This window comes from Aceticella sp. 75b-Ac (genome assembly GCF_056032965.2).
On record NZ_CM190971.1, the window covers coordinates 589,849 to 602,990 of the forward strand.

Sequence of the window (13,142 nt, forward strand, 5' to 3'; positions counted from 1 at the left end):
TTTTTTATTATAAAGTTAAACTTTTAATTTTATTTGGATTTATAGAATTAATTATAAACATAATTTTTTCAAATAGTTTATTTCTTTATCGTTTAAATATCTACAATGTCCTATTTTTAATTTTCCAAGACCTATTTCACCTATTTTCTCTCTTTTAAGTTTAATAACAGTATGTTTGATATAATCAAACATTTTTCTTATCTGTCTGTTACGCCCTTCATGTATTTGCACTTCAACAATACTTGTATTATCTTTTATCTTTAATATTTTTATTTTTGCTTTTGAAGTTTTAAAATTATCAATTATTATACCATTTCTTAATTCCTCTAATTCTATATCAGATGGTATACTTTTTATTTCAGCTATATATGTTTTTAAAACTTCATGTTTAGGATGTGTTAACTTATAAGTAAGTGCACCATCATTTGTTAATAAAAGAAGACCTGATGTATTATAATCAAGCCTTCCTACAGGATATATTCTCTCTTTAATATCAATTAGATCTAAAACAGAAGCTCTGTTAAATTGATCTTTTACAGTTGTAACATATCCCGTCGGCTTATTTAGCATAATATAAATTAATTTTTCTGATTTCTTAACAATTTTATTATTATATTCTACTTTATCTTCAAGAGGTTCTACTTTAATTCCAAGTTCTTTTACAATTTTACCATTTACCTTTACAAACCCATCCCTTATAAATTGTTCACATTTTCTCCTTGAACCTATTCCACATTCAGCAAGGAATTTTTGCAGTCTTTCCATTTATTTCACCCTATTAGAATTAATATGTCTTATAATTAATAATATAACATTTTATTTTAATTATATCAATATCTTTAGGTATTTTTTGCCATAATAATATGTAATTCATAATATTTAATTAATTTTAGATAATATATTTATTATTAGACTTAAATACATGATCACAAAATAATTTTTATTTAGTGTAATATATAAATTTTAGTGTAACATAAACATGAGTCAAACCTTTACTCAACATTGCCAGTTTATAAGGAGATAAAGATTTAGGATTAATAAAAATGTAGCAGCTTTAGCAGAATGGATAGAAAGACGTTTGAAAACTATCATAAACATAGAAAAGGGATATTATGAAGTTAACGATAAAATTGGTAAAAACGATGAATATATACGACAAAGAATTATAAAATTGATAGATTGCAAAGAACCAAAGGAGATTGGATTATTGCCAAAATCAGAGCGAAACAAAATTATTAAACAGCTAAAAGAGAAAGAAGGCTTTTCAATTCAGTAAATTGAAGGAGCAATTGGATTACTATAAGCATTATATCAAAATGTTGACAATTAAGGTACGTCCCCTTTTGACTCAATAGCTTTCCCCTCATAAGTGTAAAAACTTGATTTCTGATGTATGATACTACTTTTGTATTCAGCTGAAAAAGAAACATAAGTATTGCTCAGCTCAAAATAACCAAAAATTTTATTATTGGTTATTTCTATGCTACAATTATTTAAAACATTATCCATCTCTAAATATCCTCTTGAAATTTTGTAAGTCATTCCCCTCCATTTTACTTTTGGTCTAAAATTATCCGTCGCTCCAAATACAACTGTTGTTGAAAATATTAATATCAAAGTAAGTAATACTGTCACTATCCTTTTCATTTAATTCCATCCTCCTACCTTAAAATTAGTCGTAAGCAAAAAGCATTTCTCAAATTCCTTCCCTCTCTTAACACTTTCACCCCTTTCCTAATAATTCTAATGACTACCGGTAGTTCCTTCTATATCCATGGTATCTTATTTCCAGCATCTTGTCAATTGACCAAAAGTATAAATTTTCACTAAAATAGCCTTTACTTTTGCACTTTAGTATAAAAACCGAGTTTCTCCCCTTTAAAATTTGTACTAAAGTACATTCTAACATTTTTGTCCCTTATTTAGTAATGTAATAACAATAAAAACTCATATTAAATCTAACTTTGTTGCCTTGTATATGCAGTCCTTCACATTCCTTGTCCCCAATAGTTTGAAAATTTTCCTTTTGTGATACTTTATATTACAATTTCCTTCTTTATCAAAAATAGGTCCAGCAGTACAATTTAACCTTTTTAAATCTTCAATATAGTGCTGTTCTTTTCTTACAACCACTATATTCTCCTCTCTTATCGCCAGCGATACTGCATTTGTACCTGCAATTTCTTCTTTCAATACCATACCCTTTTTTAAGTAAAAATCGATATCGGCATGGGGTAAGTCTAATTCCAGTATTACACCTTCTTTATCAGTTAACAAAAATATAAAGTTTCTAAAATCATTAATATCTCTCAAATCTTTAATGCTTTTGCGAAAAGCTTTAATTAATGAATATCTTTTGCTATCTTCAACAATTTTTACATTATTCAACGCCACTAACTTTTTATTCGGTGTTAAGCCCCTTTTTAAACATCTCCCCCACGACTGTTCAAATAGACCCTTATGTGTCTCAAACTTTATAATCCTGTCCATATTTTCCCTCCATAATATGTTCCTTATTGTAATATTTCTCCATTAACCTCTAAATTCCTTCTTTGATTGCCAAATTGTAATATTTCTGTAATGTTGTATCAAAGAAAAATGTCGATCCCTTTTATTTAAAATATAAAAAGCCCGGACAGTGCTTTCTGTCCGGGCTTTTTATATTTTAGACAAAGGGAACCGTCCCCTTTGCTTAAAAAGATATGCATTTTATTTTGCAGCATTTATGGTGGGCTACTTATTACTTATGCTTATGCTTTTCTTTAACATTAGTTTCGGAATGAGGAATAACGTCCCCAATACCTTTATGATATCTCCGATACTTACTATACTTGGAGAAAACCATAAAAAACCAGGAATATAGATAACATCGGCAAGAAAATATAAATGCGTGTCTTCTGTTACAAGGGAGTGTATGTAATCCGATTTATCCATAATTTCTTGGTAGAAATGTGATAATCGTGGATCTCCCAAGAGGTACTTTACTTCAACCGGCATGTAAAACCCGTTAGCAGCAACAACAAGAAAATTGAGAAATTCACCGATGCCAATAATAAACATTTGCACGTTCTTGCGGTTATCCCAAAAGAAAAGAAGTAATAAAATTTGGCTGATAGTAAAAGCAACAGCCTTAATAAATATAGGAATATTTACAATAGGATACAGCGTTTCTAAGAGCCAAATGATTATTATAGCAGGTACAGCATATTTCCATATACCTTTTAGATTTAACACTTGATCAAACAAGTTTTTAAAACTGCCTCCTAAAAATATTTTTGTAAAGAGTGCTTCCAAAATAAAAATAACTAATCCCATAACTAATCTTCTTTCCCCTTTCCATGTATGAAGAAATAAAGCCCATGCATAATTCTCTTTTATCACGCTCTTATTTATTAGCTTCATAAGAACAAGCATAGACTTTTAATCATAACTCCAATCATTTTACATTAAATTTTATTTATATCGGCAATACAAGAGTTATTGTCTTTGTTACAAACCAGACTGCCGAATTAGGCACCCATGATGGTGCAACATCTCTTATTCCCTTATAAATTGCATTTTCAATTTCACCCTCTATACCAAGATAATGATCAATAGCTTTAACTGCTGTATCAATCGGAATATATCTTTTGAACCAATATGGAAGCTTAGGATAAACTTTCTCAATGGCTTTTCGAATCAACTTTATCGTAATACTTCCTTTTGATTGTGGAGTAACAACTACACCAGAAACATCTTTCTCCGTGGCCATGTTAAGGTTTGGAGAGAAGTGGTCGACTTGATCATCAACTACAGATTGTTGATTTACGGCTGCAAAAGATGGTGAAATTACTGTAAAGGTAAAAACCATTGAGAGAATAAGAATAGCAAACTTTTTATTCATATTCAATCATCTCCTTTATTTTTCTTTATTTTTTCAAACATTAAACGGAGCGTACGTTTTCTGTCATTTTATGTTATTCTTTTACTCCCTCCTCTCCTTTTTTAATTTTCCTCAGTTGACTGATTTTTCATAATGTTTTCCATTGAAAGATTTTCCAAAAATAGAGTAACATTTATTTTTATTTTGTGCAAACCTTAAATAACACCATATTTTCCTATTTTAAACCGTTTTTTTTTTTTTTTTTTTGAATTATCTCAAGTTTCCTTTATTTTACTCGATTTTCCTGCCATTTACAATAATCTTTATGTATTTTTTAATTTTTAAAATAGCCCATTCTTTATACTGCTTGCCTTTTATTTTGCAGCATCAAGGGTGGGCTACTATCTATCTACTCTCTTAAATTAATTTGTTTTATGGTCCCTGACCTGGTAAAAAATCACCTTTTCTTGAAGTTATTTTCCATACCCCATCTTCTTTAGCCAAATTATAATAAAATCTCATTGTTCCCTCAGGACTATTTGTTACTAATTTTTTAGGAGCATTCTTTATGTCTTCTTCCATTTTTGCTTTCATTTCTGGTTTAATTTCTTCTTTTTTATTACTGGTCTTATATTTATTTATATCAACACCTTGTGGCACAAGCGAAATTATCGTAGCCTGTCCAGAAATATCTGCAATTACTGTTGCTGTATCACCATTAATATTTAGATCAATAAATTTTATACTTTTATTTATGTTTTTCACAACTCTACTTTCTTTGTCTTTAGCCTGTGCATCAACAGCCATTTGTAAAACTTTTATTCTATCAGCAAGCAAACCGGATTTAGCACTGTAATATTTCTGGCATTCTGATATTACTTTTTTGTTCATTGAATCTATAACCTCATTTGGTACCTCAACTTCCGGTGACGAGTTATATGCTTCTGGTAAAAGATATATTGTATTTTCCATATCCTCGGCTTCCATTATAACTCTCTTAATTTTGTTTATATCATTATATTTGGCTTTGTCTTGAAATCCTAAAATTGTTAATATCGCAAATCCTATTATAAGCAATATTGCCAGACTTATAAGAATACTCGACCTTGAAACTAATCTTTCTTTCATGTTTTCACCGCCTTTTCTATACATTTTATTTAGGTCTTATAGCCATAATAGTTGTTGTTGACGAATATTTATTATAAGGCTTTAAATGCCATATTGCCCATTTTCTGTCTGTAGTATGTTGATCTTGTAAATCTCCATAGTGCGGCGAATGTGGATCTTGCCCATAATCAGTTACTATAGCAGCATGAGACCATCCTTCTCCTGTTCCCCAATCATATATTAAAACATCACCAAATCTTAAAGAATAATTAATATCTCCTTGTTGCGTCGGTCCCCACATCCCTACTATAGTACCACCCTCATTTTCAATAAGCCAAATCTGATGGTAAACTGCTACACTCCATGGTTTCCCATAACTGAATCCTCCATACCAATTTTTATAGCAAAACCATCCACCCGCATAATCAAATGAGATTTTACCTCCTTCGTGTAAAGCCTGTGATACGAAATTCGTACAATCAGAACTAAAATTAGGGTATTTTGAATTTCTACTTAATGCCCAGTTATCTGCATATATTGCAGCATTAATATTATCATATGCTAAGATATTGCTGTCATTACCTATTATAAAAATTAATGCTAACAGGAAAATTAAATAAAATCGTTTCACTCTCAAAACTCATCTATCCTTTCCTTTGTATTTTTATGGATTGTTTTAATAAAATTGCTTTTTTATGATAAGAATTTATGTGATTTTACATGAAAGATCTTTCATTAATATAGTAATACTTATTTATATATAGTGCAACACTGATATTTTACTATATTTGCTCATTTATCACTGTTTTTTTTTTTTTTTTTTTTTTTGAATTATCTCATTCTTACTTTATTTTACTCGATTTTCCTTCCATTTACAATAATCTTTATGTATTTTTTCATAAAAATCTCTATATTTTAATTTTAAAAATAGCCCGACCTTTATACTGCTTGCCCTTTCTATTTTGCAGCATTAAGGGTGGGCTACTCACTACTCACTACTCACTACTCACTACTCACTACTAGTTTTTGTTTATCGTGATCCTGTCAAAGGATGATGTTTATTTTCATTAAAAAATTATGGCTTCAGGAATTTTGTGTATCACTTTCGTATCACATGTTTAACTCTTTGGTTTATATTTTTTATAGTATCGTTTATGTCATTTTATGACTTTGCTTAAATCCATTTTAGCATATATAACCCTGTAAATCTCAACAACCTGTTCTTTAACCACATAGAACACTAAGAGTCCACTCGAAATCATCAATCACAAATTAACAAATATGTTATTGAAAACCATATAATTTACAATAAAAAATACTCCTGAACACATATGAAATAAGCACTTAAGAGCTATTTTTATGATATAATATAAATAATATAATAAGAAAAATGTGGTGATAAAAATGTTAGGAAAAGCAGACAGACAAATGTCATTTTCAGATTATTGGTTACTTGGAAAAATTTCTGAAGATAGTTATTATCATAGATTAAGAACATGGGTATTTAATAATCTTAATGAAGAAATGTTTCAGCCACTTTTCTCATACTATGGCAGAGAATCCATATCTCCGGTATATACATTTACAGCGATGCTGATACAATTTGAAAAAGGATATTCTGATCGTGAAATGGAAGAAGAATCACGATTCGATGACAGAATTAAATATGCATTAACCGCACCACGGGATTTTGATGGAATAGATGCAGTAACATTATGTGATCATAGAAAAAGACTGTTTAACAGCGAAATAGGAAAAGAAATATTCATTAAAACAATTAGTCAGGCAAAAGAAGTAGGACTGTTTGATAAAGACAACTTACACATAATAGATTCATTCATGATTTGGGGTTCCTGTGCCAGACAAGATACTTACACTATGATATACCAAGGGATAAAGATGGTTCTCCGTTTCATGAAGTTTTACGAAATGGAAGATGAATCGAAAAAAATACTGAAAAGAACAGATTATAAAGAAAATATCAAAAAACCCAAAATAGCATGGGAAAACGAAAAAGAAAAAGCAAAATTACTCGAAGAACTTGTTAAAGATGCACTATCACTCGTAGAAAATATAAAAACAAAAAAAGATATAAAAGATGATTTAAAAAAAGCAATTGAATTATTAGAAAGAGTAGCATTACAAGATGTTGAAATAACAAACGACGGGCATGTAAAAATGATAAAAGGAACAGCAAAAGACAGAATAATATCAGTAGTAGATGATGAAATGCGCCATGGAAGAAAGACCTCATCGAAATTATCAGATGGATACAAAGCTGAAATTATAACAGGAGGAGAAAAAGGCTCAGTAGTAGTAGGAATAGAAGTTGATGGAGCAAATATAGCAGATGGAGAACATATGAGTGATCTTATAGAACAAAGCCGAAGAAACGGCGTTGATATAGATAAACTGTATGGAGATTGTGCATATAGTGACTTTGAAGAAATAGAAAAAAGGAAAGAAGAAGGAACAGATTTTTGCATTAGAGTGCCGGAAGCAACAAATCCAAGTGGAGGATTTTCAAAAGAAGAATTCAAAATTGATTTAGAAAAAGGAACAGTAGAATGTCCCAATGGACATATAAAACAATTTGATACTGAAAAAACACAAAAACATGAGCAAGTTACAGTGAAATTTAGAGCAGAAGAGTGTAATGATTGTCCGCTAAAAGACCAATGTACAAAATCAAAAAAAGGGAGAACAATAAATATACATCCGTATGAAAAAGAAATACAAGAACAAAGGGAATATCAAAAAACAGATGAATTTAAAGAAGACTATGCAAAAAGACCGAATGTAGAAAGAAACATATCAGAACTTACCAGGCATGGCGGACGTAAAGGAAGGTATAGAGGAAAATTAAAAATAAGATGGCAAATGATAATGGTAGCAATAAACAATAATATCAAAATAATAACGAAACATATTTCTAAAATTTGTAATAGACAAATTAAGAAGGTGGAAGTCTGCCCAAAAACGGCTTAAAGAATGGTTAAGGATATTAAAAATAGCAATAACAGGTCAATAAAGCCATAATATACATATTAAAATCAATAACAAAATCATATATATTTCTTTGAATAGAGATTATTCTGATAATTTATGCGATGATAAAAATTCTTAACCGGCAGATAAGTTATTTTCGAGTGGACTCCTAAATAGTTTTTTACAGGTAATACTCTATATTCATTTTCAAGGGATTTTTCAGGATAATATACCCTGCATGAATACGGAAATTGTGCAAGTCTTGATATTGAAGTATCCAATGCATCAATTAAATCCGTTGCTGCCTTTGGTGCTTTTAACTCATCTGCAATATAAGATACAATATTAGATAAATCTTTACTTGCCAAAGGCAGGTATCTAATTTCATACTTCATCAGATTCCACTTTATTCGTTAACCTTGTCCTTAATTCATTAAATACTTCTTCATGGGAAAAACGTTTATCAGTTGATTTTACTTCCAGTTCCGCTTCCTTCAGCTTAAAGTAAATTTCACTTTTAAACAGTTTCCGTTCATAAGCTTCCATGCTCATTACAACCATATCCCCATAACCATTTTTAGTCAAGAATACTGGTTCGTCAGTTTCATGTACTATCCTTGAAATATCGGCAAAATTATTTCTCAAATCCGATACTGGTCTAATATGTGGCATACAACTATCACCCCTTTATTGATGTTTTAGCATAATTTTATCATAATTATGCTAAAACATCAATAAAGCTATAAAAGTTATTTTTCCTCATTAAGTTGTTCTAATGGCTTAATAGTGAATGTGTCAGTCAGGTTATAACCTTCATATTTTTTAAAAATTCAAGTAAAGCTAAACGTGTAACCTTCATTGAACCAAGTTTTAATGCTGAAAGCAAACCAGCTTTTATAATGTCATAAACATATTTCGTATTTGTTTTTATAAGTTCCGCAGTTTCAGCAATAGCATAAAGAATATCCTATGATTCAGTATTATTTATGACAATGATATTTTGAATATTACCTAAAAGATAATGCCTTTTCAATAGTTATACCATTAAAATTGCCACGTTTAGCTTCAATAAAATTTTTCAATGGCAACAAATCCAATTCTTTTATATTATCATGTAAAATTTTTTCGTCTTTTATTTTTAAACCTTTTTCTGAAACACTCGTATTATCTGCAATAATTTTAACTATTTTTTTATTCAAATTTTTTGCTTTTAACTCATTACTTTTTAAATCATAGCTTCCTATAGCAAAAACAGAACTCAAACTTGAAACCGAAAGAAGTGTCGAAACTAGAAGAAATGAAATAATTTTTTAAATATTTACCAACGTCTCTCTTTTTATTATTTAATTTTACTGAATATTAAGCGGAGCGTGTTTCATCCATTCGAGAAAGAAAAATGCATAAAAAATATACCATAATATCCTTATGCAATCCGTCGTTCTATATCAATTTTATGCGTATAATAGTTTGTTTTATAAGAAAATTTTAATTGATTTACACATTGAGCTTTACATAACCTTTTTTTATCATGTTATTAACAGCAATCATGATACTCAACTTGATTTGGCTATATGATAATCCACCCTGAATATATGCAATATATGGTTTTCTTATTGGAGCATCTGCACTAAGCTCAATAGATGACCCTTGAATAAATCCTCCGGCAGCCATTATTACCTTATCTTCATAACCAGGCATGTCCCATGGCTCTGGTGCAACAAATGAATCAACCGGAGAGCCTTCTTGTATTCCCTGTATAAATGTAATTAATTCATTTTTGTCATTAAATTTAACAGCTTGTACAATATCGGTTCTTTTATTATTATACTTAGGTAAAACTTCATAACCTAAAAGTTCCATGACCCTTGATATTAAAATCGAACCCTTCAATGCATTTCCAACAATATCAGGAGCAAGAAATAATCCTTGCAATATCAATCTGTTGATACCAAGTGTTGGTCCTACCCTCTTCCCTATTCCTGGTGCATATAATTTATAAGCAGCCTTTTCCACAAGTTCTCTTTTACCAATAACATATCCACCTGTTGGTGCAATTCCACCACCAGCATTTTTAATAAGAGAACCCGCTATCAAATCCGCACCAACCTCTGTTGGTTCATTAAACTCTGTAAATTCTCCATAACAATTGTCAACAAAAACAATAATATTCTTATTCCTATTCTTTATATTTGTAATTGCTTCATTTATATCATTAATAAATAATGACTGTCGATAGTCATATCCCTTTGACCGTTGTATCATAACCATCTTTGTAGCATTTGTTATTGAACTTAATAATGCTTCCATATCAATTTTCCCATTACCCTGTAATGATATTTTTTTATATGATATTCCATAATCCATTAGTGAACCTTCACTTTTAACGTTATCACCTATTATTTCTTTAAGTGTATCATAAGGTTCTCCACAGGCAAAAATAAGCTCATCTCCTGGCCTTAAATTTGAAAATAAACATAATGCTATGGCATGTGTTCCAGAAACAATTTGAGACCTTACTAAGGCATCTTCAGCTCCAAATATACCTGCAAATATTCTTTCAATTGTATCCCTACCAATATCATCATATCCATAACCTGTTGTTCCGTTAAAATGGATATCACTTAATTTGTTTTTTTGCATATTGAATAAAACTTTATATTGATTATATTCAACTATTTCATCAACATAGTCAAACATGGTTTTTATATCATTCTCTGCTTTTTTAAACAAAAAAATAACATCTTGTGATATACCAAAATCATCTGCTAAAATATTTCTGTTTATCATTATTTCAATCCTCTCTTATATCAATTCCATCAATTGTCATCAAATCATCTCTTGTAGTAGTTCTCTTGTTTATAATTCTAACTGCATGTTTCCGTATGGCACGTTCAATAATATTTCTGACAAGCCTAGCATTTCCCATCTCCCTTGATTCCTTATCGTAAATAAGGACTTTCATTATCTTTTTCTTTGCTGTATTTGTAAGTACATACTGTCTATTCTTTATCATTAATTCAGCAATCAATAAAAGCTCATCTATTGTATAATCGGGAAAATCAATCTGTATTGGAAAACGTGATCTTAAACCCGGATTTGTATTTAAAAAATATTCCATCTCATCTCTATAGCCAGCTAAAATCAAAATAAAGTTATTTTTATTATCTTCCATTGCTTTAACAAGGGTATCTATAGCCTCTTTGCCAAAATCTTTTTCTCCTCCTCTTGCAAGTGAATATGCCTCATCTACAAATAGTATTCCATCAAGTGCTTTTTTTACATTTTCCTGTACTCTGTGTGCTGTATGACCAATATATTGACCCACAAGGTCTGCTCTTTCTACCTCGACTACATGTCCTTTTTTCAGTATACCAATGCTTTTGAATAATTTACCAAGGATCCGGGCAACTGTTGTTTTACCAGTTCCCGGATTTCCTTTGAATACCATATGTAATACAATTGGAGAAGTTAAAAGACCTTCTTTCTTCCTCTTATTCTGTAATTGAACAAATGCATATAATTCATTAATTATTTGCTTGACTTTATTTAAACCAATTAATGAATTTAACTCTTTTAATGCTTCCTTTTGCAAATCAATATCAGGTTTATTCTCATTTAATAATTTTTTTTCATTTTTACATGATTTGTCTAATTTTAGTGTTTCAAAGTGTATAGGCCAGATTCCCAAAATTATCACATCCCAATATACAGTTTATAATATTTTATGAAATTGAGATATGAATTGTGCTTATTAAAAAATTTATACTTCTATATTTATATTTATATCTTCTACTTTATTTTTACTTATAATAGGTTTTACAACGTCCTCGATATATTCTTCTACTTGGCTTATAGACCTTCCAATAAATTTTATTGGATTTACTAAATTTTCTATTTCCTTATCTGATAAACCTATCTTGTCATTATTTTTAAAATATTCTAATAATTTGTTTTCTTCTCCATTTTTAACTTCTTCAGCTGCTTTTAACGAAAGAATCCTTATAATTTCATGAATTTCCTGTCTGTCCCCTCCTTTTAATACACACTCCATTAATATTGCTTCCGTTGCCATAAAGGGCAGTTCATTTACTACATGTTTTTTAATCATTTTTTCATTAACTTTTAATCCAGATGCAATGTTTATATATAAATTTAAAACAGCATCTGTTGCAAGAAACATCTCTGGTATAACTATTCGCCTGTTTGCTGAATCATCAAGCGTTCTTTCAAACCATTGTTCAGAAGCAGTTAATGAAGTATTCAGCAATGTAACAATAATATAACGGCATAATGAAGCCATTCTTTCGCTTCTCATAGGGTTTCTTTTATATGCCATAGCAGATGAACCAACCTGTTTTTCTTCAAATGGTTCTTCTATTTCTTTTAAATGTTGTAAAAGTCTTAAATCATTACTAAATTTATGTGCACTTTGTGCTATCCCGCTTAAAACTGATAAAAGCATAAAGTCATATTTTCTGGTATATGTTTGTCCAGTAATAACAAAAGATTTATTATAGCCCATTTTTTTAACTACCAAATTATCCAAATCCTTAACTTTTTCTTCATTACCATTAAATAATTCCATAAAACTTGCTTGTGTACCTGTTGTTCCCTTTATACCCCTTAAAGTAATATTATCAAGTCTATATCTTAAATCATAATAATCCAAAATTAAATCCTGAATCCATAAGGCTGCCCTTTTCCCTACTGTTGTTAACTGTGCTGGTTGAAAATGAGTAAAACCCAAAGTTGGCATATCCTTATATTTAATAGCAAACTTAGATAAAATCTCTATAAGCTTTATTAATTTTTTCTTGATTAATTTGAAGCCTTTATCCATTAATATTATATCTGTATTATCATCTACAAATGCTGATGTGGCTCCAAGATGAATTATGGGTTTTGCCTTTGGACATTGTAAACCATATGCACGTATATGTGCCATTACATCATGCCTTAACTCTTTTTCAAATCTTACCGCATCTTCATAATTTATATCATTTATATGCTCTTCCATTTCAGTTATTTGTTCATCTGAAATATTAAGTCCTAATTCCTTCTGGCTTTTAGCAAGTGCAATCCAGAGTTTTCTCCATGTTTTAAATTTCTCATCCTCAGAAAAAATATGCGCCATATCATAACTTGCGTACCTTGTTACTAATGGATTATTATATATATTCTTCAT

The 13,142-nt window shown here is 29.8% G+C and carries 15 protein-coding genes; 2 read left to right on the top strand and 13 right to left on the bottom strand.

Annotated features, from left to right (window positions below; translation table 11 throughout):
* Positions 1 to 51 precede the first annotated feature (51 nt).
* Positions 52 to 765 (bottom strand): pseudouridine synthase, encoded by a 714-nt coding sequence (locus AC0LWJ_RS03225; RefSeq protein ID WP_474240107.1) that lies wholly within the window; start codon positions 763 to 765, stop codon positions 52 to 54.
* Positions 766 to 1,078: 313 nt separating this feature from the next.
* Between AC0LWJ_RS03225 and AC0LWJ_RS03230 the strand changes: the two genes are divergently transcribed.
* Entirely contained in the window at positions 1,079 to 1,276 is a 198-nt protein-coding gene (locus AC0LWJ_RS03230; protein ID WP_474240109.1) for a hypothetical protein, read from the top strand.
* Between the two features lie 50 nt (positions 1,277 to 1,326).
* Here AC0LWJ_RS03230 and AC0LWJ_RS03235 read toward each other — a convergent pair whose 3' ends face one another.
* From AC0LWJ_RS03235 to AC0LWJ_RS03260, 6 genes are all read right to left on the bottom strand, one after another.
* Positions 1,327 to 1,647 (bottom strand): hypothetical protein, encoded by a 321-nt coding sequence (locus AC0LWJ_RS03235; protein WP_474240111.1) that lies wholly within the window; start codon positions 1,645 to 1,647, stop codon positions 1,327 to 1,329.
* Between the two features lie 300 nt (positions 1,648 to 1,947).
* Positions 1,948 to 2,490 carry a sigma-54-dependent transcriptional regulator family protein gene (locus tag AC0LWJ_RS03240; RefSeq protein WP_474240112.1) on the bottom strand — a complete coding sequence of 181 codons (543 nt, stop codon included), beginning with the start codon at positions 2,488 to 2,490 and terminating at the stop codon, positions 1,948 to 1,950.
* 243 nt (positions 2,491 to 2,733) lie between these two features.
* Positions 2,734 to 3,402, bottom strand: a complete 669-nt coding sequence (locus AC0LWJ_RS03245; protein WP_474240114.1) for a DUF5317 domain-containing protein — start codon at positions 3,400 to 3,402, stop codon at positions 2,734 to 2,736.
* A gap of 55 nt (positions 3,403 to 3,457) precedes the next feature.
* Positions 3,458 to 3,751, bottom strand: a complete 294-nt coding sequence (locus tag AC0LWJ_RS03250; protein WP_474240116.1) for a hypothetical protein — start codon at positions 3,749 to 3,751, stop codon at positions 3,458 to 3,460.
* A gap of 543 nt (positions 3,752 to 4,294) precedes the next feature.
* A complete protein-coding gene (locus AC0LWJ_RS03255; RefSeq protein ID WP_503031463.1) occupies positions 4,295 to 4,990 on the bottom strand; it encodes a hypothetical protein in 696 nt (231 codons plus the stop codon).
* Between the two features lie 25 nt (positions 4,991 to 5,015).
* Positions 5,016 to 5,600, bottom strand: coding sequence for an amidase domain-containing protein (locus AC0LWJ_RS03260; RefSeq protein ID WP_503031469.1), 585 nt, complete (start codon positions 5,598 to 5,600; stop codon positions 5,016 to 5,018).
* 773 nt (positions 5,601 to 6,373) lie between these two features.
* Here AC0LWJ_RS03260 and AC0LWJ_RS03265 point away from each other — a divergent pair.
* Positions 6,374 to 7,957, top strand: a complete 1,584-nt coding sequence (locus AC0LWJ_RS03265) for an IS1182 family transposase (RefSeq protein ID WP_503031410.1) — start codon at positions 6,374 to 6,376, stop codon at positions 7,955 to 7,957.
* Positions 7,958 to 8,034: 77 nt separating this feature from the next.
* Here AC0LWJ_RS03265 and AC0LWJ_RS03270 read toward each other — a convergent pair whose 3' ends face one another.
* The 6 genes from AC0LWJ_RS03270 to purB all read right to left on the bottom strand — a co-directional run bounded on the left by AC0LWJ_RS03270 (position 8,035) and on the right by purB (position 13,142).
* Positions 8,035 to 8,352 (bottom strand): type II toxin-antitoxin system RelE/ParE family toxin, encoded by a 318-nt coding sequence (locus AC0LWJ_RS03270; protein WP_503031470.1) that lies wholly within the window; start codon positions 8,350 to 8,352, stop codon positions 8,035 to 8,037.
* A complete protein-coding gene (locus tag AC0LWJ_RS03275; RefSeq protein WP_474238955.1) occupies positions 8,342 to 8,629 on the bottom strand; it encodes a type II toxin-antitoxin system Phd/YefM family antitoxin in 288 nt (95 codons plus the stop codon). The genes AC0LWJ_RS03270 and AC0LWJ_RS03275 overlap by 11 nt, the downstream gene beginning before the upstream one ends.
* A gap of 335 nt (positions 8,630 to 8,964) precedes the next feature.
* A complete protein-coding gene (locus AC0LWJ_RS03280) occupies positions 8,965 to 9,219 on the bottom strand; it encodes a hypothetical protein (protein WP_474238957.1) in 255 nt (84 codons plus the stop codon).
* Between the two features lie 232 nt (positions 9,220 to 9,451).
* Positions 9,452 to 10,744 (bottom strand): methionine gamma-lyase family protein, encoded by a 1,293-nt coding sequence (locus AC0LWJ_RS03285; protein ID WP_474238960.1) that lies wholly within the window; start codon positions 10,742 to 10,744, stop codon positions 9,452 to 9,454.
* Positions 10,745 to 10,748: 4 nt separating this feature from the next.
* Complete coding sequence (locus AC0LWJ_RS03290) at positions 10,749 to 11,645, bottom strand: AAA family ATPase (RefSeq protein WP_284679053.1); 897 nt, start codon at positions 11,643 to 11,645, stop codon at positions 10,749 to 10,751.
* 72 nt (positions 11,646 to 11,717) lie between these two features.
* On the bottom strand, positions 11,718 to 13,142 hold the full coding sequence (gene purB, locus AC0LWJ_RS03295) for an adenylosuccinate lyase (protein ID WP_474238965.1): 1,425 nt from the start codon (positions 13,140 to 13,142) through the stop codon (positions 11,718 to 11,720).

Bases quoted from the DNA above. Each gene is read 5' to 3' on its own strand.
- AC0LWJ_RS03225 (WP_474240107.1), bottom strand. From the start codon at position 765: ATGGAAAGACTGCAAAAATTCCTTGCTGAATGTGGAATAGGTTCAAGG.
- AC0LWJ_RS03235 (WP_474240111.1), bottom strand. From the start codon at position 1,647: ATGAAAAGGATAGTGACAGTATTACTTACTTTGATATTAATATTTTCA.
- AC0LWJ_RS03240 (WP_474240112.1), bottom strand. From the start codon at position 2,490: ATGGACAGGATTATAAAGTTTGAGACACATAAGGGTCTATTTGAACAG.
- AC0LWJ_RS03245 (WP_474240114.1), bottom strand. From the start codon at position 3,402: ATGAAGCTAATAAATAAGAGCGTGATAAAAGAGAATTATGCATGGGCT.
- AC0LWJ_RS03250 (WP_474240116.1), bottom strand. From the start codon at position 3,751: ATGGCCACGGAGAAAGATGTTTCTGGTGTAGTTGTTACTCCACAATCA.
- AC0LWJ_RS03255 (WP_503031463.1), bottom strand. From the start codon at position 4,990: ATGAAAGAAAGATTAGTTTCAAGGTCGAGTATTCTTATAAGTCTGGCA.
- AC0LWJ_RS03265 (WP_503031410.1), top strand. From the start codon at position 6,374: ATGTTAGGAAAAGCAGACAGACAAATGTCATTTTCAGATTATTGGTTA.
- AC0LWJ_RS03270 (WP_503031470.1), bottom strand. From the start codon at position 8,352: ATGAAGTATGAAATTAGATACCTGCCTTTGGCAAGTAAAGATTTATCT.
- AC0LWJ_RS03275 (WP_474238955.1), bottom strand. From the start codon at position 8,629: ATGCCACATATTAGACCAGTATCGGATTTGAGAAATAATTTTGCCGAT.
- AC0LWJ_RS03285 (WP_474238960.1), bottom strand. From the start codon at position 10,744: ATGATAAACAGAAATATTTTAGCAGATGATTTTGGTATATCACAAGAT.
- purB (WP_474238965.1), bottom strand. From the start codon at position 13,142: ATGAAGAATATATATAATAATCCATTAGTAACAAGGTACGCAAGTTAT.